This window comes from Agromyces tardus (assembly GCF_003710805.1).
GTDB classification, from domain to species: domain Bacteria; phylum Actinomycetota; class Actinomycetes; order Actinomycetales; family Microbacteriaceae; genus Agromyces; species Agromyces tardus.
In genome coordinates this window covers 18,869-39,405 of record NZ_RHHB01000005.1, presented here as the reverse complement: position 1 = coordinate 39,405, position 20,537 = coordinate 18,869, and the positions used below count along the sequence as shown (strand labels likewise).

Genomic DNA, 20,537 nt, shown 5'->3' with positions numbered 1-20,537 from the left:
GGTGGTCTGTTGGTCGGGGTGTGCCGGTCGAGGAGGGCGGAGCCCGTATCGAGACCTCGGTGCGAGTGCGGGTGGGGTCTCGATACGGCTCCGCCTACTCGACCGACGGGTGGTCGGTGGCGGGAGGGGCGGAGGTGAGCTCGAGCAGCACGAGCTGGGCGGGGAACAGCACGGGCGCCTGCAGGCCCACCGTGCCGAGTTGCCGGCCGGTCAACCGGATCGGCTGCTCGGCCCAGGGGAGCGGCGATTGGCCGGGTCCGTCGGCCACGCTGCCGCCGACGATCCGCACGGTGTACCGGCGGTCGGCGTCGAGTCCCGGCAGCGTGAAGCGGCCGGGCGGGTAGGTCACGCTGGTCGAGACCTGCGTGAAGGTGAAGAGGGCGGATGCCGCGTCGGCGGCCACGACGCCGCGCACGTCGGTCGTGGCATCGGCCGTGTCGCCGTGCACGAGGGTGCCTGAGTGGATGAGCGCGCGGTGCTGCTTGTAGACGGAGACCCAGCGGGCGATGGCGTCGAGTCCGTCGTCGTCGAGCTCGGTGAGGTTCCACTCGATGCCGAGGTGCCCGAAGAGCGCGACGCCGGCGCTGAGGTCGAGCGAGACCGCGCGTCCGGTGGAGTGCACCTCGGGGCTCGTGAGGTGCGCGCCCATCATCTCGGTGGGCACGAGGAGCCCGGTGTACTTCTGGATCTGCAGGCGTTCGAGCGGGTCGAGCGTGTCCGAGGTCCAGATGCGGTCGGTGTGCTCGAGGATGCCGAGGTCGACGCGCGCGCCACCCGAGGCGCACGACTCGATCTCGAGGCCCGGGTGGCGGCGCTTGAGCGCGGCGAGCAGCCGGTAGAGCGCCTGCACGTTGTCGTGCACCCGGGCCCGGCCGGTGTCGGCGGCGCCGGCCTCGAGCAGGTCGCGGTTGTGGTCCCACTTGAGGTAGGCGATGTCGTACTCGGTGAGCAGCGCGTCGAGTCGTTCGAGCAGGTACTGCCAGGCGTCGGGATGCGCCAGGTCGAGCACGTGCTGCTGGCGGGCGGGCACGGGAAGCTCGTCGCGGCCGCGGAGGATCCAGTCGGGGTGCTGCCGGGCGAGCTCGCTGTCGAGGTTGATCATCTCGGGCTCGACCCACAGGCCGAACTCCATGCCGAGGCCGCGCACGCGCTCGATGAGCGGACCGAGCCCCGAGGGCCACACGTCGGTGTCGACGACCCAGTCGCCGAGGCCGGCGGTGTCGTCGCGGCGGCCGAGGAACCAGCCGTCGTCGAGCACGAAGCGCTCCACGCCGACGCGCGCGGCCCGCTCAGCGAGCGCGACGAGGGTGTCGTGGTCGTGGTCGAAGTACACGGCCTCCCAGGTGTTGAGCGTGACCGGGCGAGGGCGCTGCGGATGCTGCGGCCGGGCGCGCAGCTCGTCGTGGAACCGCTTCGCCAGCTCGTTCAGGCCGTCGCCCCACGAGCCGAGCGCCCACGGGGTCGTGTACCGCTCGCCCTCGGCGAGCTCGATCTCGCCGGCGCCGAGCAGCTCGCCCGCGCTGAGGAACGACTCTGCCGTGGGCGTGCGCTCGGCGAGCAGGCGGTGGTTGCCGCTCCACGCGGTGTGCACGGCGTAGACGAGACCGCGCTCGAAGCCGAAGCCCGCGCGGCCGGCGGCCAGCACGAGGCTCGCGTCGGAGCCGGGGCGTCCGCGACGGCTCTCGCGCACGTGGGTGCCGATCGTGAACGCGTGCCGCTGCGGGGAGCGCTCGCGCAGGTGGCGGCCGGTGGTGTCGAGCAGTTCGTCGAGGTCGCGCGGCAGGGGGAACGTGGGCGCGAGCGCGGTGAGCGAGTACGGCTCGGGGGAGCGGTTCTCGAGCGCGATGCGCTGACGCAGCAAGCCGGCGTTGGTCACCTCGAGCTCGATCGTGGCCGAGAGGCCGGCTGCGGCATCCGTCGCGGTGATGACGGCGGATGCCCCGTCGACCTCGATCGCCTCGGTGACGAGCTTGGTCGAGAAGTGCCGCCCGGCGCGGTGGCCGCTGAGGCCCGGGGTGCCGAGCCAGCCCGACGCCTCCTGGGGAATGACGGCGAGCGGCGCGGGCTGGTCGAGGCCGCCCGAGACGCGCTGGGGGAGTGCCGCGGTGCCGAGGGCCGCGAGCTCGTCGTCGATGAGCTCGCCCAGGTCGGGACCCCACGCGACGATCGCCGGAAGGGCGGCGTGGCGGGCGTCGAGGATGACGCTGGTGCCTCCGTTGCGGAGGTGGACGAGACCCGGGCGGCGTTGCATGAGTTATTTCTACGACAGAAATAACTAGGTTGTCAAGGTGCTACGCGGAAGGAATATCGGGGCCGTAGACGCCTGAATCGATGCAAGTTCATGCCAGAATGGAACAAACGACGCGCTGGGAGGTCCGATGACGGACACGGTCGCCGACGCCGAGGTGAGCACCTCCGCGCGGGAGCTCGCCCGTGAGGTGCTCATCCACGGGCCCATCTCGCGCGCCGAACTCGGTCGCCGCCTCGGACTCTCGCCGGCGAGCCTCACGCGCCTGAGCAAGCCGTTCCTCGAGCAGGGCCTGTTCGTCGAGGCCGCGGAGCCCGTGCAGGGCGCCATGGGTCGCCCGGCGAAGCCGCTCGACGTGCAGGTCGACGCGCGCCGCATCATCGGCGTGAAGCTGACCGGCGACGACGCCACGGGCGTGCTCACCGACCTGCGGGCGACCGCGCTCGCCGCAGCCGAGCGGCCGATCGACGACCACGACCCCGCCGCCGTCGTCGACGTGATCGCCGACCTCATCGACGAGCTCGCGGCCGAGAGCGACCGCGGCGTCGCCGGCGTCGGCATCAGCATCGGCGGCAACGTCGCCGACCAGCGTGTCGTGCTGCGCGCCCCGTTCCTCGGCTGGCGTGGCGTGCCGCTGGCCGAACTCGTCGAAGAGCGCGTCGGCGTGCCCGTCGACATCGAGAACGACGTCACCGCGCTCACCACCGCCGAGCAGTGGTTCGGCGCCGCGCGCGGCCACGACGCGTTCGCGGTCGTCACGGTCGGCGCGGGCGTCGGCTACGGCCTGGTCATGCACGACCGCGTCGTCACCACGCCCGACACGGGCATGGGCCTCGGCGGCCACCTCCCGCTCGACCCGGGCGGCCCGCTCTGCATCGACGGGCACCGCGGCTGCTCCACTGCGATGCTCTCGATCCCGAGCATCTGCTCGCAGGTGGGCGTCGCCCTCGGCCGCGAGGTGGCCTACGACGAGGTGCTCGAGCTCTCGGCCCTGGGGCATCCGGTCGCACGCTCGGTGACGGATGCCGCGGGCCGCGCCCTCGGCCGCATGCTCGCGTTCATCGCCAACCTCGCCATGGTCGACACCGTGGTGCTCTCGGGCGAGGGCATCGCGCTCTGGAACGTCGCGGGCGACGTGGCCCGTGCTGCGCTCGCCGCGGACCGCGACCCCGAGGCGACCCCCGTCGAGATCCACATCGACGACGCCGGGTTCGTGTCATGGGCGCGCGGCGCGGCCGCCGTCGCGATCCAGGCCGCGCTCGGACGACTGCGGCTGCCGCAGTAGCGCGCCGCGGCGCTACTACTGCGCAGATGCGGCACGGCCCCCGACTGCCCGGCGCCTGCCGGTCACCGCTCCGTGCGGTTACCGGCGACTCCCTGGTGCGGTTGCGCCGGTGCCGGTCACTCGGGCGGGCGCGCCGTCGACGAGCGCACGCGCAGCTCGAAGGGGAGGGGCGTCGAGTCGGGCGTGGGCGGCTCGGTGCCGGGCTCCAGCTGCTCCATCAGGATCTCGACCGCCTTCTCGCCCTGCCCGCGCGGGAACTGGGCCACCGTCGAGAGGCCGAAGAAGTCCGACAGGTCGTAGTCGTCGATGCCGATGATCGACACGTCGCGCGGCACGATCATGCCGAGGTCGCGCGCGGCGAGGATGCATCCGATCGCCATCTCGTCGGAAGCCGCGAAGATCGCCGTGGGTCGGTCGTGCGGCACGCCGAGCAGCTGCTTCGCCGCGTGGTAGCCGCCCGCGATCGTGAAGTCGGCCGGCGCGAACAGCCGCGGGTCGGGCTCGACGCCCGCATCGTGCAGCGCCGCCTCGTAGCCCAGGCGACGGTTCGTGGGCAGGTGGAAGTCGACGTCGAACTCGAGGTCGCCGCCGATGTGCGCGATGCGCCGGTGCCCGAGCGCGATGAGGTGCTCGGTCGCGAGCCGGGCGACGGCGACGTCGTCGATCGTGAGCGTGCGCACGCCCGGGATCGGACCGCCGACGCCCACGAGGGGCTTGCCGAGTTCGTGCAGGCGTTGCACCTCGTGCTCGGTGAGCTCGAGGGACACCGCGATGACCGCGTCCACGCGCTGGCGCAGGAGGAAGTGCTCGAACACGCTCGAGCGCTCGCGACCATCACCGGAGAGGTTGTACAGCGTGAGGTCGTAGCCGTGGCGGAGGAGCGCCTGCTGGGCGCCCTCGAGCACCGAGGAGAAGAACCAGCGGTTGAGGAACGGGATGACGACGCCGATGTTGCGCGTGCGCCCCGATGCGAGGCTCGAGGCGTTCGACGACACCACGTAGCCGAGCCGAGCCGCGGCATCCTCGACCTTCGCCTTCGACGCCGGCGAGACGTGGCCCCGGCCGCTGAGCGCGCGCGAGACCGTCGCGGTGGAGACCCCCGCGAGCTTCGCCACTTCCTCGATGCCGGCCATCGCTCCTCGCCCGCCGTGGGGCCTCTCGGAACCGCCCGCACACGACGTTCGATCCTATCGTCGCGCGCTCGGCGCTCCCGTGCCCCCCGAGTGCGGGGTTGCATCCGCCACTCGCCGCGCCCGCGCGGCGCGTTGCCTCGCGTCGCCCAGTACGGTAGACAAGGGCCTTTCGGGGCTTGCTCAGCGGGGGGCGGCTCGCCCACCACCGGTCTGAAGGGAAGCAGCACGTGAAGTGGGTCAAGCGCATCGTCGTGGGGCTGGCCGTGGTCTTCGCCCTGTTCTACCTGATCACCCGGCCCGAGGCCGCCGCCGACGCCGTGCAGGGCGCGTTCGCCGCCGTGTTCGCCGGCGCCGAGGCCGTGGGCAGGTTCTTCACCTCGCTCGCATCCTGACGCCATGGCGCTCTTCGGGCTCGACCCGCACGTCGAGCGGCATCTCATCGCCGACGAGGGCGAGATGATCGTCGACGAGGTGACCAAGCACTGGGCGGCGCTCGTCCTTCCGGTGCTCGAACTGTGCGCGTCACTGCTCGTGCTGCTGCTCACCGGGTTCTTCCCGAAGGACTGGTACTGGATCCCGATCCTCGGATCCATCGCGATCGCCGTGCACGCGCTCTGGCGCATCCTCGGCGTGCAGATGGACCGCTTCGTCATCACCAACATGCGGGTGTTCCGCGTGCACGGCATCCTGTCGCAGCACATCGCCACGATGCCGATCGCGCGCATCCTCGACATCTCGGTGCACGTGCCGATCATCGGCCGCATCTTCCACTACGGGCACTTCATCTTCGAGTCCGCCGCGCAGGACCAGGGGCTCCGCGAGATCCGCTACGTCGGCTCGCCCGACCAGCGCGGACTCACCATCCAGCGCGTCATCCAGCGGTCGGGACTCCGTGGCGGCGGCCGGCCCCTCGAGCCGGTGCGCCAGCCGGCGCCGCAGACGAACCCCTTCGATCAGCCCATGCGCCGGCCGGTGTGGCAGACCGCCACGACCACCGGCGAGCAGCCCACCCGTCCCATCGAGGTCGACCCGTGGTGGCGCCAGCCGCCGCCTCCCACCGACGAGAACGACGGCACCTGAGCGTCGCTCGAGCGCCCCGCGCGGCCCGGCCCGGCGCCGATTTCTCCGGCGCGGCATCCGCGGGTATCCTTGTGTGGCCCCCGGTCGTGTGCAGAACGCGGACGGGTGCGACTGGCGAGTTACCCAAGCGGCCAAAGGGATCTGACTGTAAATCAGCTGTCTACGACTTCGGGGGTTCGAATCCCTCACTCGCCACCGATCGAGGCCCCGGTTCGCCGGGGCCTCGCGCGTTTCCCGCCAGGCGTGCGAGCGTGCGCCGGGCGGGTGCCGGGCGGGCGCCGAGCGTCGCGCCGGGTCACGGGCGGATGCCTCGGCGTAGCGTTGGGGTCATGACCGCGCACGAGACCTCCGCCAGCCCCGCCGCCCTGCTCGACCTCGCCCGCGACATCGCGGAGCGCGCCGCCGGAGTCGCCCTCGAGGCACGCCGGAAGGGCATCTCGATCGCGGCCACGAAGTCGACTCCGACCGACGTCGTCACCGCCGTCGATCGCGACACCGAGACGCTCATCCGCTCGCTCATCCTCGACGCGCGGCCCGACGACGGGATCCTCGGCGAGGAGGAGGACACCCACGTCGGCACGAGCGGCATCGACTGGGTCGTCGACCCGATCGACGGCACCGTGAACCTCCTCTACGGCATCCCCGCGTGGTCGGTGAGCGTCGCGGTCGTGCAGGGGCCGCCGGACCCCGCGCATTGGCGTGCGCTCGCAGGCGTCGTCGTGAACCCGGTCTCGGGCGAGGTGTACGAGGCGAGCGCCGGCGGCGGTGCGCGTCGCAACGGCGTGGCGATCCACCCGAATCCGGATGTCGCGCTCTCCCGCGCCCTCGTCGCCACCGGGTTCGGCTACGCCGCCGAGCAGCGGCAGCGGCAGGCCCGGGCGCTGCTGCACCTGCTGCCGCGCGTGCGCGACATCCGCCGCATCGGATCGGCCGCCCTCGACCTGTGCTGGGTCGCGTCGGGCCGTCTCGACGCCTTCTACGAGTCGGGACTGAACCCGTGGGACCACGCCGCGGGTGCGCTCATCGCCCGTGAGGCCGGCGCGATCGTCGGCGGTGCCGGCGGCGGGCCCGAGAGCTCGGAGCTGCTCATCGCCGCGGCGGCGTCGGTGTACGACGACCTCGCGGCGCTCATCGCCGAGGCGCAGGCGGGCGCCTGAGGGTCACGAATCCGTCGGATTCCGCGCGAGTCCCGACGGGATCCTGCGGATTCCCGCGGGATCCTGCGGAGACCATCGGTGGCGTGCTGCGGATGCCGCCGTCAGCGCCCCCGGAATCGGTCGGATCCGGCGGTGCAACGTGGCGATCTCCCGCGAGAACGGTTACGCTTTACCGATCCGTTACCTCGGTCTCCCCACCGAGGTGATCACCTCTCCGCAACCCGACGAACCCCGACGCCGAAAGCCCCCAACACGTGCTCGAGTCCCCCCTCGTGCCCGACGGTCCCACGCCAGGCACACAGGCTCCTCTGCGGTCCGAACGACCCCTGACGCGCCGGGAGATTCGCGAGCGTGACGCCCACCGGGCCGAGCCGGTCGACCATCGAGTCGACTCCGACTCGGCCTTCGCCGTTTCCGGGGAGCCCGACGGGTTCGACGCGCTCTTCCCGGGGCTGACGCCGGCGAAGCCGACCGTCTCGGGGACGAGCGTGATCTCGGCGGTGCCGTCGGGCCGTGACCGGGGCGCCCGCGCTCGTGCCCGCGACACCTGGACCGACGAGGGCCGCGGTTCGCAGGCCGGGGTGCTGCGTGCGCCCGAGGCCGACCACGAGGCGTGGCTCGCCCGGCAGCGCGTCGCGCAATCGCTCGTCGCCGAGCAGCAGGCGGAGCTGGCCCGGGCCGTTGCCGAGCAGGCACTGGCGGCCGCCGAGCAGCAGCGCGTCGCGGAGCAGTCGCGTGTAGCCGAGGAGCGGGCGGCTGCGGAGCGGGCGGCTGCCCAGCGGGCGGCCGAGGAACGTGAGGCTGCGCAGCGTGCGGCCGAGGAACGTGAGGCTGCGCAGCGTGCGGCCGAGCAGGCGGCCGCACAGCAGCGTGCCGTCCGAGAAGAGGCCGCGCAGCGGCTCGCCGCGCAGCGTGCCGAGCAGGAACGCGTCGCCGAGCAGGAATGGGTCGCGCAGCAACGCGAGACCGAGCGACGCGCGGCCGAGCAGCGGCTCGCGGAGCGGCGCGCCGAGCAGGAGCGCATCGCCGAGCAGCAGTGGGTGGCGCAGCAGCAGCAGTGCGCCGCCGAGGAGCGGGCCGCCCTGCAGCGTGCCGCCGAGGAGCGGGCCGCGCTGCAGCGTGCCGCCGAGGAGCGGGCGCGCCGACAGCACACGACCGAGCAGCGCTCATCCGAATCCGTGCGCGGCGCCCGGGGCGCCGAGCGCCCCGATCCCGATCCCGAGCCGGTCGACGAGTTCTCCGCCCTGCTCGGGGTCGCGCTGCTTCCCGGCGGTGAGACCGGGTCCACGCGCGTGGTCGACGTTCCAGACGAGGAGTTCGCGGCATCCGCTCGTCGTGGTCGCCGCGAGCCCCGCGCCCCCAAGAAGGGCCGTCTGGGCCGGAAGGCCCGCAAGGCCGAGGTCGCGGCCTCCGCCCCGGATGTCGAGCCTGCGGCATCCGCCTTCGATCTCCTGGCCGCCTTCGATGCGCCAGACGTCGACGGCGTTGCTGCCGTCGCCCCCGCGGCAGCCGCGCCGGCCGTGTCGGCCGTCGTGCCCGTGGCCGCCGCCCCGAACCTGGCGCCCGTGGCCGCCGCGCCGATCGTCGCTCCTGCATCCGCCCGGGCCCTCCCGCCCGCTGCGTCCGGCCCCGATCGAAGCGCCGCCGTCGAAGCGCCGCACGTGGCGCCCGCCGCCCCGACCCGCGAGCAGGCTGGTCCGGCGGCTGCGCCCGGTGTTCCCACCGCGGCATCCGTCTTCGACTCGATCGCCGCCTTCGACGCCCCCGACGACGCGCACCACGTCCCCCTGGCGCCGTTCCGGCCCGCGGTCGCTCGCACCGCCACCGCTCGCGCCGCGGCGTCGCGTCCGCCGGCGCGTCGCGGTTCGCTTCGCAAGGCGATCGTGTCGCGCTCCATCAGCCTCGTCGCGATGGGCTTCGCCGCAATGCTCGCCATCGCGACCTCGGTGCCCTCGCTCTCGCTCCTCACCCCCGAGGACGTGCAGGCGATGGCGCTCAACAGCCCGGCGGGCACGGTCGACGGGCAGCGCGTCGACATCACCGGCGGCGCCTCCGCCGCTGGGGTCGGCCGCGAGAAGTACCAGGCGCAGACGATCGAGGAGTACGCCGCCGCCGCCGGCATCCGCCCCGAGGCCACGTTCACGAACGACCCGAACGGCACGATCCAGTGGCCCTTCGCGGTCGGCGTGCACATCGGCGACCGCTTCGGCTACCGCGACTGCGCCGGCTGCTCGAGCGACCACCACGGGCAGGACTTCAACCCCGGCCTCGGCGCCGAGATCCAGGCCATCGCCGACGGAGTCGTCTCGGAGTCGACCGATGACGGCGGCTCGCTCGGCGTCGTCACGATGATCGACCACGTCATCGACGGCCAGGTCATCACGAGCGTCTACGCGCACATGGAGTACGGCTCGCGCCGCTTCGAGGTGGGCGACACGGTCAAGGTGGCCGACATCGTCGGCAACACCGGCGACACCGGCATGTCCACCGGCCCCCACCTTCACTTCGAGATTCGCATCGGCGGCAAGGACGGCTACTGGGTCGACCCGCTCGTCTGGCTCTACGAGAACACCAACTGAGCGGAGGCGGCCGCGTGCCGCGCCGCCGGTAGCGCCGCCGGTCGAGTAGCGCGAAGCGCGTATCGAGGCCCGCACGCGGCGCCGCTGGTCGAGTAGCGCGAAGCGCGTATCGAGGCCTCTCGCACCGGTCCGATGGTCGAGTAGCGCGAAGCGCGTATCGAGGCCCTTGCACCGGTCCCGGCCGGCCGAGCAGGCCCGTCAGGCCGCATCCAGGCCCCGCGCAGGGCGTCGAAACGCCGTCCGCCCGCTCCTCATCGCCCCGGCACAGGGGCAGCGCCAGTCCCGGGCCGAGGTGCACAACTCCGGATGCCGGCGCCCGCCACGCGGCTCGACGGGTGCCGGTCTCGGCGCGTCCGACCCGAGATCCGGAGTTGTGCGCCGGGGGAGGCGGTCAGGCCGCCGACCGATGCGATGCGGGGCCGGCGTCTCGGGCGGGGGATCGGGCGGGCGGATCTCGATACGCGCTTCGCGCTACTCGATCGGCGGGGGCGCTTGGCGCTGCTCGATCGGCGGAGCGGATCTCGATACGCGCTTCGCGCTACTCGATCGGCGGGGGCGCTTCGCGCTACCAGATCGGCCGGACGCTGGGACGCCGGCCCGTCAGGCGCGCAGCCAGGCGGTGGTGTCGCCCGGGAGCGTGCCCGAGCTGACGTCGTCGCTCGCGAGCAGCACCTCGCCGTCGGGCAGGGCGACCGGCTCGGTGCCCGTGTTCGCCACGACGATCACGGGTCCGTTGCGGAACGCCACCACGTCGGGCGAGAACCCGCGCAGCCACTCGACGGTGCCCGTGGCGAGCTCGAACTCGCGGCGCCGGCGCAGTGCGTCCTCGTAGAGCGACAGGGTCGATCCGGCGACGCCGCGCTGGCGGTCGCGGGCGAGCCCGGCCCACTCGGCGGGCTGCGGCAGCCACGCGGCATCCGCGGGGCCGAAGCCGAAGGCGGGGGCGTCGGCCTCCCACGGGATCGGCACGCGGCATCCGTCTCGCCCGTAGCGCTCGCCGTTCGTGCGGGCCCACGTCGGGTCCTGGCGGGCGTCGTCGGGCAGGTGGATGGCCTCGGGCAGGCCGAGCTCCTCGCCCTGATAGAGGTAGGCCGAGCCGGGCAGGGCGAGCATGAGGGCGGATGCCGCGCGCGCACGCCGCAGGCCGACGACCGGGTCGGGCAGGCCGGGGCTCTTCGGGCCGATGCCGTGGCCCTGCAGGCTGTCGGCGGTGAGCGCGAGCCGCGACGCGTGACGCACGACGTCGTGGTTCGAGAGGACCCAGGTGCTGGGCGCGCCGACCGCGCCGAACACGGCGATCGAGTCGTCGATGACGCTGCGCAGGGCGGGCGCGCTCCACGGCGTCTCGAGGTAGCCGAAGTTGAACGCCTGGTGCATCTCGTCGGGGCGCACCCACTTGGCGACGCGCGGCAGCGGGTCGACCCATGCCTCGGCGGCGAGGATGCGCTCGCCGGGGTACTCGTCGAGCAGCTTGCGCCAGTCGCGGTAAATCTCGTGCACGCCGTCCTGGCCCCAGTACGGGGCGCCGTCGCCCTCGTCGCTGATCTCGGGCTCGAGCGCGACACCGGCACCGGCCGACGCGGCCCCGCCCATGCTGCCGGCGTCGGCGGGCGGCGTGTAGTCGGGCAGCCCGTCGGCCTTGATCATGCCGTGGGCCACGTCGACGCGGAAGCCGTCGACGCCGCGGTCGAGCCAGAAGCGCAGGATGCGGCGGAACTCGTCCCGCACCTCCTCGTTGGTCCAGTCGAAGTCGGGCTGCGAGCTGTCGAAGAGGTGCAGGTACCACTGGCCGGGTCGGCCGTCGGCCTCGGTAACGCGGGTCCAGGCGGGACCGCCGAAGATCGAGTTCCAGTTGTTCGGCGGCAGTTCGCCGTGCTCGCCCTTGCCCTCGCGGAACAGGTAGCGGCCACGCGCAGCGCTGCCGGGAGCGGCGGCGAGCGCCTCCTGGAACCACGGGTGCTGGTCGGACGAGTGGTTCGGCACGAGGTCGATGATGACGCGCAGCCCGAGCCGGTGCGCCTCGGCGAGCATCGCATCGAAGTCGTCGAGGGTGCCGAAGAGCGGGTCGACGTCGCAGTAGTCGGCGACGTCGTAACCGGCGTCGCGCTGCGGGGAGGTGTAGAAGGGCGAGAGCCAGACCGCGTCGATCCCGAGGCGCGCGAGCTCGGGCAGGCGCGAGCGGATGCCGGCGAGGTCGCCGATGCCGTCGCCGTTGGAATCGGCGAACGAGCGCGGGTAGATCTGGTAGATCGCGGCGGTGCGCCACCACTCGGAAGTCATGACGGACACCATACGACATCTCGTCACATCATGGAAACGCTTGCAGCACTTGGCCGTTACCCGATGGTCACGAACCGGTATCGATGCTGGAGTCCATATTTGGTAATACGCGCGCGACAGGGTATACCTGTAATCGCTTGCACATTGCGAGTACTCCACACGGAAGAACGGCCTTTCGAACTCGGTGCGCGGTTCCGGCATCCGGAACAGGGATCACAGCTCCCTCACCAGGCGAAGGCGCCGGTCTCACGCACACTGAGAAGGGCACACCAATGCGGGTGAACAAGAAGGGCCTGATCGCGGCCGGCGCAGCTGCCGTCGTCGTGACGCTCGGCCTCGCCGGCTGCGCAGGCGGCAGCGGCGCGGCCGACAAGACGGACAGCGCGGGCGGCACGCTCACGGTCTGGGTCGACGCGGAGCGTGTCGACGCGCTGCAGGGCGCAGCGGACGCGTACACCGAGAAGACCGGCGTCAAGGTCGACCTCGTCGGCAAGGACAACGCCGACATCAAGGACGACTTCATCCAGCAGGTCCCCACGGGCAAGGGCCCGGACATCACCATGGGCGCGCACGACTGGCTGGGCGAGCTCTCGACCAACGGCGTCGTGGCGCCGATCGAGCTCGGCGACTCGGCCGCCGACTACCTCCCCGTCGCGATCGACGCGTCGACCTACGAGGGCACGACCTACATGCTTCCCTACGCGGTCGAGAACATCGCCGTGCTGCGCAACGCCGACCTCGTCCCCGAGGCCGCCACGAACTTCGACGACATGATCGCCAAGGGCAAGGCCGCGGGCCTCACCCAGCCGTTCGTCGTCGAGCAGGGTGCAGAGGGCAACCCCTACCACCTCTACCCGTTCCAGACCGCCTTCGGCGCTCCGGTCTTCGGCACCAACGACCAGGGCTACGACCCCACCGACCTCCAGCTCGGCAGCGCCGGCGGCGAGGAGTTCGCGAAGTGGCTCGGCAGCCAGGGCAAGAACGGCACCGGCGTCTTCAACACCGACATCGACGGCGACATCGCCAAGCAGGCGTTCATCGACGGCAAGGCGGCCTTCTGGCTGACCGGCCCGTGGAACGTGGGCGCCGCGACCGACGCCGGCATCAACGTCGCGATCGACACCGTCCCGAGCCCGACCGGCGAGGCCGCGTCGCCGTTCGCCGGCGTCAAGGGCTTCTTCATCTCCTCGGAGTCGAAGAACAAGGTCGCCGCGAACGACTTCCTCGTGAACTACATCGGCACCGAGGACGTGCAGCTCGAGCTCTTCAAGGCCGGCAACGTCCTTCCCGCGCTCTCGGCTGCCGCTGAGACCGCCTCGAGCGACCCGATCATCGAGGGCTTCGCGGCCGTCGGTGCCGAGGCCGTTCCGATGCCCGCCATCCCCGCCATGGGTTCGGTGTGGCAGTACTGGGGCATCGCCGAGGCCGACATCATCAACGGTGCCGACCCCGTCGCGACCTGGCAGAAGCTGACCAGCGACGTGCAGGCTGCGATCAAGTAACGACCGGGCAGCTCCGGGTCGGATGCCGCGACGGCATCCGACCCGGAGCCACTCTCGTTCGAGGAAGAGCGGATGGAATGAGCACCACGATCGACGACGACGTCACGACGGAGACGCCTCCGAAGCAGACGAAACGACAGCGGCAGGCCGCGGGCATCGCGGACGCGGCATCCGGCGGACTGAAGATCCTCCTCATCAAGCTGATCGCGCTCGGCATCGTCGACGCGATCGCCGTGTACGCCCTGTTCGTGCTCGCGCTGGCCGGCCAGTGGCTGATCGCCGCGATCGTGGTGGTCGTCACGGTGTTCGTGAACTGGATCTACTTCTCGAGGCGCAAGCTGCCGGCGAAGTACCTCACGCCCGGCGTCATCTTCCTCATCCTCTTCCAGGTGTTCGTGCTCGTGTACACGGCCTACATCGGCTTCACGAACTACGGCACCGGGCACAACGGCTCGAAGGAGCAGGCGGTCTCGTCGCTCATGAGCTCCGCGCTCGAGCGCGTGCCCGACTCGCCCACCTACGGCGTCACCGTCGTCGACCAGCTCGGCACCCTGGGCCTGCTCGTGACCGACCCCGACGGCGAGGTCAGCGTGGGCACGGCGACGCAGCCGCTCACGCCCGTCGACAACGCCCAGCTCGAGGGCGGCAAGGCCGTGGCCCTCGATGGTTGGACCTCCCTGAGCTTCTCCGACGTCATCGCCCGCACCGACGAGATCACCGCGCTCGCCGTGCCGTTCTCCGACGACCCGAACGACGGCGCCATCAGCACGCCCGACGGCTCGAACGGCTACCTCTACCTCTCGACCCTCGAGTACGACGAGGCCGCGGGCACCATGACCGACCTCACGACCGGCACCGTGTACTCCGACATCGGCACGGGCGCATTCACCTCGGACGACGGCGAGGAGCTGCTGCCCGGCTGGCAGATCGTCGTGGGCTTCGACAACTTCGTGCGTGCCGTCACCGACGAGCGCCTCGCGGTGCCGCTCGTGTACGTGACCCTGTGGACCTTCGCATTCGCGCTCATCTCGGTCGCGTCGACGTTCTTCCTCGGGCTCTTCCTCGCGATCGTGTTCAACGACATGCGCATGCGCGGCCGCAAGTACTACCGCGTGCTCATGATCCTGCCGTACGCGATCCCGTCGTTCCTGTCGGCGCTCGTCTGGGCCGGCATGATGAACGAGAGCTTCGGGTTCATCAACCAGGTGCTGCTCGGCGGCGCCGACGTGCCGTGGCTCACGGATCCGTTCATGGCCAAGGTCTCGGTGCTCATCGTCAACCTGTGGCTCGGCTTCCCGTACATGTTCCTCGTCTGCACGGGTGCGCTGCAGTCGATCCCCGACGACATCCAGGAGGCCGCGACCGTCGACGGCGCCCGGCCGTGGGCGATCTTCCGCCTCATCAAGCTGCCGCTGCTGCTCGTGAGCGTCGCGCCGCTGCTGATCGCCTCGTTCGCGTTCAACTTCAACAACTTCAACGTGATCTACATGTTGACCGACGGCGGTCCACGGGATTCGAACGCGCCGATCCCGGTCGGCTTCACCGACATCCTGATCACGATGGTCTACAAGGTGGCGTTCACGGGGCAGTCGCGTGACTACGGACTCGCGAGCGCCTACTCGATCATCATCTTCATCGTGGTCGCCGTGATCTCGATCATCGCCTTCCGCCGCACCAAGTCGCTCGAGGAGCTGAACTGATGACCGATCCGCGCAACGTCCCCGGCACCGAGGCCGGGCTGCTCGAGGGCGAGCTCCTCGAGGCACGCGCCGCGTCGAAGCAGGCGGCGGCCGACGCGGCTCGCCGTCCGGGCGGCCCTGCCGCACCCGCCGCGCCCACGGGGTCGCGTCGTCCGTTCAACTTCGGCCGGTGGTTCCGCGCCACGGGGTGGCGTCACATCGTCGGCATCGTGATGATCGCGTTCTCACTGTTCCCGATCGTGTTCGTGATCTCGTCGTCGCTGAACCCGCAGGGCACGCTCACCGGCTCGAACGCCCTCTTCTCGAAGATCGGCCTCGACAGCTACGTGCGCATCCTCACCGATCCGCAGGTGCCGTTCACCACCTGGTTCGCGAACACCATGATCATCGCGACCATCACCGCCGTGGGCACGGTGTTCCTCGGCGCGCTCGCGGCGTACTCGTTCTCGCGCATGCGGTTCACGGGCCGGCGCTTCGGGCTCGTCTCGATCGTCGTGGTCCAGATGTTCCCGCAGCTGCTCGCGGTCGTCGCGATCTTCCTGCTCATGAGCGCGATCGGCGACTGGTTCCCCGCAATCGGCCTCAACACGCACATCGGCCTGATCATGGTGTACCTCGGCGGCGCGCTCGGCGTGAACACGTTCCTCATGTACGGGTTCTTCAACACGGTGCCCGCGTCGATCGACGAGGCCGCGAAGATCGACGGCGCGGGCCACGCGCGCATCTTCTTCACGATCATCCTTCGGCTCGCGGCGCCCATCCTCGCCGTGGTCGCGCTGCTCTCGTTCATCGGCTCGGTCAACGAGTTCGTCGTGGCATCCGTCATGCTCATCGACACCGAGAAGCAGACGCTCGCCGTGGGCCTCACGAAGCTCGTGTCGAACCCGCGGTACGCCGACTGGAGCGCGTTCTCGGCCGGTGCCGTGATCGCGGCCCTGCCGGTGGTGGCGCTGTTCCTCTTCCTGCAGAAGTACATCGTCGGCGGCCTCACGGCCGGCTCGGTGAAGTAGGGGCTGGACGAACCAGGCGAGCGGATGCCGCGTGCGCAGCGATGCGCGGCGGCATCCGCTTCGTCATGCCTGGGTCGTCGTGCCGTTGGTGCCGTCGGTGCCTCGGCGAGCCGGAAGGACCTCGGCCTTCGCGGTCGCGGTCGCGGTGGCTACTCGGCTACCGGGATGCGGCGGAGAACCACATTCCGGGTGATGGCCGGCGGTGACTCGAGCTCGTCGAGCAGAGGGTCGACCGTTCCGGCGGGGAGCGATCGCGCTGACGGGCGCCACTGTGGAAGCCGGACGGCCTCGGCGGCCGCATTCCCGGTAGCATGGCTCGACCCCCGCCGCTCGACGCCGATGGAGCCACGCATGGACCCCCGCGACACGCCCCCTGCAGCTGTTCCGCCCGTTCCGCCGGCGCCCGGCGCCGCGACATCCGCTGCTGTGTACTCGGCGCCGCTGCAGACGCCGGCCTACGGTTCGTACGCCCCGCCGCAGGCGCCGGGCTACGGCGCACCCGCCGGTGCCGCGGCGCCCGGCGCCTACGGCTGGAACCGCCCGCACAACGCACTCGCGTGGGTCAGCCTCGGCCTCGGGATCGGCTTCGCGCTGCTCGGCACGATCGCGTCGATCGCCGCCGTGATCTGCGGTCACATCGCCCGACGACAGATCCGCGAGCGCGGCGAGCAGGGCGACGCGGCGGCGATCTGGGGGCTCGTGCTGGGCTACCTCGGCATCGCGTTCACCGTGCTCGTCATCGGCTTCTTCCTGCTGATCTTCGCGGCCGCGGCGACCTCGTCGGGGGTGCCGAGCCGCCTGTGACGCACGATTCGGATGACGCCCGCAGAGGTGATATCCTCGTGTGGTTGCCGACTTCGGCACACGCCCCGATAGCTCAGTGGTAGAGCACTTCCATGGTAAGGAAGGGGTCGTCAGTTCAATCCTGACTCGGGGCTCTGGTTCTGCCGGTGTTGCCGGTGCAGCCTTCCCGGCGGGGTAGCTCAGGTGGTTAGAGCACACGGCTCATAATCGTGGTGTCGCGGGTTCGAGTCCCGCCCTCGCTACAATGAAACCCCCGGTCAGCCGGGGGTTTTCTCGTCGCTGGAGGGGACAACACTTGAGGCGATCGAGCCGATTCGGGGAGTATTCAACGATTATTCGGCCGGCCCGCATTTGAGGTAGCGTTCGACGGGCCGCACGCGGACTCGCTCATGGTCCCTCGCCCGGATCTCCGGGCGGTGCAAGGGGTGGACGGTGCCAGACAGGTGGCGATGCAGGGGAAGCGACTCGATGAAGCGGCCGTCGGTCCTGGGTTCGAGTCCCGCGGAATCTTTGGTTGATCCGGGTTTTCTCGTCGAGGCATTCACCTCTTCGCGGAGTCGTCAACGAGTATTCAACGCTTATCGGAGCTCGGCCCGGACTCAGACGGTGAGAAGCTCCGCAAGCTCCTGAGTCAGCGGGCCACCGGGGGAGCTGAGCGCGCGCTCCATCGCGCGCAGCATCTCCTCGATGGTGGCGAATCGAAGACTTGGTTCCCTCCGATGGGCGTGTACGCGGCCATCAGGGATTTCCTCGTGTCGTCTCAGTTGGTTTCGGATCGCTTTCGTGCCTTTGATGGCAGATCTATGGCACAGATTCGTCCGGGAACGGGTTCGACGAGCAGTTCCGCGCGAGGGATCCCGGTGAAAAGGATGAGGACGGATGCTCCGCCTCGGAGCACGGGGTCGACGGCAACACCTGCAGTCGAGCCGTGGCTGATCGATAGCGGCGGCGCGCCTGCGACATCCGCACAGCGTGAGTCGGTCGCACCGCAACCCCCGATCGGAGTAGATTCCGGATCGTCCGCGCCGTTCCGGAACGGAAGCGGCCTCAGGCGAGGAGGCTTCAATGACTGATCGAAGAATGCAGGCCGAACCTGCCCCATTCACCGCCGCGGACTTCGCCGCGAGGCTGCAGCGAGCGGCGCGGTCCGCGGAATCGGCGGGCCTGACCGGGCTGCTGCTCACCCCCGGGCCCGACCTGCTCTACCTGACCGGGTACGCGCCGGTCGCGATCACCGAACGCATCACCATGCTGGTCGTCCCCGTCGTGGGCGAGCCCACGATGATCGTCCCGAGGCTCGAACGGCCCGACGCGGAGGAAACGGCCGGTGCATCGGTCTTTCGGCTCGCGGACTGGCCCGACGGCAGCGACCCGTACGAGGCGACCGCGCGACTGCTCGGGCCGGGCCGCTACGCGTTGTCCGACTCGGCGTGGGCGATGCACCTGCTCGGCCTGCAGGGCCGGCTGCCCGACACGTCCTACGTGTCGATGACGACGGCACTCCCGATGCTGCGGGCGATCAAGGACGACGACGAGCTCGCGCGGCTGGCCGCGGCCGGCGCGGCCGCCGACGAGGCATACGGGGAAATCCTCCAGGTGCGCTTCGCCGGTCGGAGCGAGACCGACATCGGCAACGACCTCGCTACGCTGCTCCGGAGATTCGGGCACTCGCAGGTCGACTTCACCGTCGTGGGCTCGGGCCCGAACGGGGCGAACCCCCATCATGAGATGGGCGACCGGATCGTCGAGCGCGGCGACATGGTGGTGCTCGACTTCGGCGGCCTCAAGCACGGCTACGGGTCGGACACGACCCGCACGGTCCACGTGGGCGAGCCCACCGAGGAGGAGCGCGAGGTGCATGAGATCGTGCGTCGAGCCCAGCAGGCGGGATTCGAGGCGGTCCGACCGGGCGTCGAGTGCCAGGAGGTCGACCGAGCGGCGCGCGCCGTGATCACCGATGCCGGCTATGGGGAGTACTTCATCCACCGCGTCGGGCACGGGATCGGGCTCACAACGCACGAACCGCCCTACATGGTCGAGGGGGAACGTCAGCCCATGCAGCCAGGCATGTGCTTCTCGATCGAACCGGGCATCTATCTTCCGGGGCAGTTCGGCGTGCGCATCGAGGACATCGTCACGGTGACGGACGAGGGCGGGCGCCGGCTCAACCGGACGCCCCACGACATGGCGATCGTCGAGTAGCAGCGCCTCGCGACATCATGACGGTCGTCGATCGCGAGCGACCGCCTGCATCGTCCGCGCTCCGCTCGACACCCCCGCGGCCTTGGGGATAGCGTGAGCTCGGGGGTGAGATGGCCGACGCCAGTGACCGCGCGATGCTCCGCCGATTCCTCCTCGGACTCGCCGAGGGGATGAACGCGGCAGCCGAGACGGTCGACGGGATCCGCGACACGATGCTTGCCGTCTCGCGCGCGTATGGGCGGGATGACACCGACATCTTGGTGTTGCCGACGGCGATCATCGTGCAGACCGGGTCGGCGGAAGAGGGCCGGGTCGCGCTGCGGTCGACACTGACGCCGTCGTTCCGATTCGACCAGATCGCCGCGCTGTACGCGCTCGTGGGGCAGGCGAAGCGGGCGGCGATCGCACCGGTCGACGGCATCGGGCGCCTGAACGAGATCGGCGCTATGCGACCGAGCTACGGCTGGTTCGTGCGCACCTTCGGGCACGCGCTTCTCGTGACGGGCCTGGCGCTCCTGTTGACGCCGACGTGGCAGGGTGCGGTCGTGGCCTTCGTGCTGGGCGGGTTCATCGGGCTCGCGAAGCTGGTGCGATCGCAGACACTGCAGTTGGTGTTCCCCGTCTTCGCCGCGTTCGTGTGCGCACTCGCGGTGTTCCTGATCGCGCCCTACGTCGAGATCGGTGATCCGATCCGGCTGCTGATCGCCCCGCTCGCGACATTCCTCCCCGGAGGGGTGCTTACGACGGGCACGATGGAGCTCGCCGCAGGGCAGATGGTGGCGGGCGCGTCGCGTCTCGTGTTCGGTCTCGTACAGCTCGGCCTGCTGACGTTCGGCATCATCGCTGCGGGCACGGTGGTGGGCATCGAGAGCTCGAGGTACCTGTCGTTGGCGGCGTCCGACCCGTTCCCCTGGTGGACCGCGATCGGCGGCGTGCTCCTCTTCGCCGTGGGCAACTTCCTGCACTTCTCGGCGCCGTCGTCGACGTTCTGGTGGGTGCTGCTGGTGCTGTTCGTCGCCTACGCGGGACAGCAGGTCGGTCAGGTGCTGGTCGGCTCGACCGTGAGCGGGTTCGTCGGCGCCCTCGCGATGACGCCCGTCGTGCTGTGGATCGCGAGCCTCCGCCATGGCGTCCCCTCACAGCTGACGTTCCTCCCGGGCTTCTGGCTGCTGGTGCCCGGAGCCGCGGGGCTCGTCGGGCTGACCGAGGCGGTCGGCACGAGCGAGGGTCTGGAGGACTTCGCCACCGCGCTCACGTCGGTGATGTCGATCGCGCTCGGCGTGCTCATCGGCACGGCGCTCTACCGTGTGGTGCACCGCGGCGCCGACGAGATCGCCGCGTTCCATATCGAGGTGCCCGCGGCTCTGGCACAGGAGGAAGAGCCACCGTTCTGGGCCCGGATGGTCCCGGGCACTCCCAAGTCGATCTGGGGTGCGCGTCGGCGGAAACCGCCGGAAACGCCCTCGGAAGGCGGGGCCGGTAGAGGCGCGACATCCGACCCTCGCCCGCAGACGCCGGACGCCTGACTCGAGCTCGGCCGCCGGGAGAACGTGGCCG

14 protein-coding genes and 3 tRNA genes are annotated in these 20,537 nt (G+C 70.9%); 14 read left to right on the top strand and 3 right to left on the bottom strand.

Going from position 1 to position 20,537, the window contains the following annotated elements:
* Positions 1 to 94: 94 nt before the first annotated feature.
* A complete protein-coding gene (locus tag EDM22_RS04990) occupies positions 95 to 2,251 on the bottom strand; it encodes an alpha-galactosidase (RefSeq protein WP_122935971.1) in 2,157 nt (718 codons plus the stop codon).
* Positions 2,252 to 2,378: 127 nt separating this feature from the next.
* Here EDM22_RS04990 and EDM22_RS04985 point away from each other — a divergent pair, with 127 nt between their 5' ends.
* Entirely contained in the window at positions 2,379 to 3,533 is a 1,155-nt protein-coding gene (locus tag EDM22_RS04985) for an ROK family transcriptional regulator (RefSeq protein ID WP_122935970.1), read from the top strand.
* 116 nt (positions 3,534 to 3,649) lie between these two features.
* Here the strand turns inward: EDM22_RS04985 and EDM22_RS04980 are convergent, their stop codons facing one another.
* Complete coding sequence (locus tag EDM22_RS04980; RefSeq protein ID WP_122935969.1) at positions 3,650 to 4,666, bottom strand: LacI family DNA-binding transcriptional regulator; 1,017 nt, start codon at positions 4,664 to 4,666, stop codon at positions 3,650 to 3,652.
* Positions 4,667 to 4,893: 227 nt separating this feature from the next.
* Between EDM22_RS04980 and EDM22_RS19460 the strand changes: the two genes are divergently transcribed.
* The 5 genes from EDM22_RS19460 to EDM22_RS19315 all read left to right on the top strand — a co-directional run bounded on the left by EDM22_RS19460 (position 4,894) and on the right by EDM22_RS19315 (position 9,482).
* Positions 4,894 to 5,058, top strand: a complete 165-nt coding sequence (locus tag EDM22_RS19460; RefSeq protein WP_170964024.1) for a hypothetical protein — start codon at positions 4,894 to 4,896, stop codon at positions 5,056 to 5,058.
* Positions 5,059 to 5,062: 4 nt separating this feature from the next.
* A complete protein-coding gene (locus EDM22_RS04975) occupies positions 5,063 to 5,746 on the top strand; it encodes a PH domain-containing protein (protein ID WP_122935968.1) in 684 nt (227 codons plus the stop codon).
* A gap of 113 nt (positions 5,747 to 5,859) precedes the next feature.
* A tRNA-Tyr gene (locus EDM22_RS04970) sits at positions 5,860 to 5,941 on the top strand.
* A 134-nt stretch (positions 5,942 to 6,075) separates the two neighbouring features.
* Positions 6,076 to 6,903, top strand: coding sequence for an inositol monophosphatase family protein (locus tag EDM22_RS04965; protein WP_122935967.1), 828 nt, complete (start codon positions 6,076 to 6,078; stop codon positions 6,901 to 6,903).
* A gap of 254 nt (positions 6,904 to 7,157) precedes the next feature.
* Complete coding sequence (locus EDM22_RS19315) at positions 7,158 to 9,482, top strand: M23 family metallopeptidase (protein WP_138708031.1); 2,325 nt, start codon at positions 7,158 to 7,160, stop codon at positions 9,480 to 9,482.
* Positions 9,483 to 10,082: 600 nt separating this feature from the next.
* Here EDM22_RS19315 and EDM22_RS04950 read toward each other — a convergent pair.
* Positions 10,083 to 11,762 (bottom strand): glycoside hydrolase family 13 protein, encoded by a 1,680-nt coding sequence (locus tag EDM22_RS04950; RefSeq protein WP_245989209.1) that lies wholly within the window; start codon positions 11,760 to 11,762, stop codon positions 10,083 to 10,085.
* 272 nt (positions 11,763 to 12,034) lie between these two features.
* On the opposite strand from EDM22_RS04950, the gene EDM22_RS04945 reads away from it, so the two are divergent.
* From EDM22_RS04945 to EDM22_RS04910, 8 genes are all read left to right on the top strand, one after another.
* On the top strand, positions 12,035 to 13,264 hold the full coding sequence (locus tag EDM22_RS04945; protein ID WP_122935963.1) for a sugar ABC transporter substrate-binding protein: 1,230 nt from the start codon (positions 12,035 to 12,037) through the stop codon (positions 13,262 to 13,264).
* Between the two features lie 77 nt (positions 13,265 to 13,341).
* On the top strand, positions 13,342 to 14,964 hold the full coding sequence (locus tag EDM22_RS04940; protein ID WP_122935962.1) for an ABC transporter permease subunit: 1,623 nt from the start codon (positions 13,342 to 13,344) through the stop codon (positions 14,962 to 14,964).
* A complete protein-coding gene (locus EDM22_RS04935) occupies positions 14,964 to 15,974 on the top strand; it encodes a sugar ABC transporter permease (protein WP_122935961.1) in 1,011 nt (336 codons plus the stop codon). Before EDM22_RS04940 ends, EDM22_RS04935 begins: the two co-directional genes overlap by 1 nt.
* A gap of 351 nt (positions 15,975 to 16,325) precedes the next feature.
* The gene (locus EDM22_RS19455) at positions 16,326 to 16,778 is read left to right on the top strand and encodes a DUF4190 domain-containing protein (RefSeq protein WP_170964023.1); all 453 of its coding nucleotides are present in this window, start codon (positions 16,326 to 16,328) and stop codon (positions 16,776 to 16,778) included.
* A 62-nt stretch (positions 16,779 to 16,840) separates the two neighbouring features.
* Positions 16,841 to 16,912 (top strand) — tRNA-Thr (locus tag EDM22_RS04925).
* Between the two features lie 34 nt (positions 16,913 to 16,946).
* Positions 16,947 to 17,020: transfer RNA gene (locus tag EDM22_RS04920), tRNA-Met, on the top strand.
* A gap of 823 nt (positions 17,021 to 17,843) precedes the next feature.
* A complete protein-coding gene (locus tag EDM22_RS04915; protein ID WP_122935959.1) occupies positions 17,844 to 18,980 on the top strand; it encodes an aminopeptidase P family protein in 1,137 nt (378 codons plus the stop codon).
* Positions 18,981 to 19,090: 110 nt separating this feature from the next.
* Positions 19,091 to 20,506 carry a threonine/serine exporter family protein gene (locus tag EDM22_RS04910; RefSeq protein WP_122935958.1) on the top strand — a complete coding sequence of 472 codons (1,416 nt, stop codon included), beginning with the start codon at positions 19,091 to 19,093 and terminating at the stop codon, positions 20,504 to 20,506.
* Positions 20,507 to 20,537: the final 31 nt, after the last annotated feature.

What these genes read in the sequence shown, in the direction of transcription:
- EDM22_RS04980 (WP_122935969.1), bottom strand. Translation starts at nt 4,666, where the DNA reads ATGGCCGGCATCGAGGAAGTGGCGAAGCTCGCGGGGGTCTCCACCGCG.
- EDM22_RS04910 (WP_122935958.1), top strand. Translation starts at nt 19,091, where the DNA reads ATGGCCGACGCCAGTGACCGCGCGATGCTCCGCCGATTCCTCCTCGGA.
- EDM22_RS04935 (WP_122935961.1), top strand. Translation starts at nt 14,964, where the DNA reads ATGACCGATCCGCGCAACGTCCCCGGCACCGAGGCCGGGCTGCTCGAG.
- EDM22_RS19455 (WP_170964023.1), top strand. Translation starts at nt 16,326, where the DNA reads ATGGACCCCCGCGACACGCCCCCTGCAGCTGTTCCGCCCGTTCCGCCG.
- EDM22_RS04940 (WP_122935962.1), top strand. Translation starts at nt 13,342, where the DNA reads ATGAGCACCACGATCGACGACGACGTCACGACGGAGACGCCTCCGAAG.
- EDM22_RS04945 (WP_122935963.1), top strand. Translation starts at nt 12,035, where the DNA reads ATGCGGGTGAACAAGAAGGGCCTGATCGCGGCCGGCGCAGCTGCCGTC.
- EDM22_RS04975 (WP_122935968.1), top strand. Translation starts at nt 5,063, where the DNA reads ATGGCGCTCTTCGGGCTCGACCCGCACGTCGAGCGGCATCTCATCGCC.
- EDM22_RS04950 (WP_245989209.1), bottom strand. Translation starts at nt 11,762, where the DNA reads ATGACTTCCGAGTGGTGGCGCACCGCCGCGATCTACCAGATCTACCCG.
- EDM22_RS04965 (WP_122935967.1), top strand. Translation starts at nt 6,076, where the DNA reads ATGACCGCGCACGAGACCTCCGCCAGCCCCGCCGCCCTGCTCGACCTC.
- EDM22_RS04985 (WP_122935970.1), top strand. Translation starts at nt 2,379, where the DNA reads ATGACGGACACGGTCGCCGACGCCGAGGTGAGCACCTCCGCGCGGGAG.
- EDM22_RS04915 (WP_122935959.1), top strand. Translation starts at nt 17,844, where the DNA reads ATGACTGATCGAAGAATGCAGGCCGAACCTGCCCCATTCACCGCCGCG.
- EDM22_RS04990 (WP_122935971.1), bottom strand. Translation starts at nt 2,251, where the DNA reads ATGCAACGCCGCCCGGGTCTCGTCCACCTCCGCAACGGAGGCACCAGC.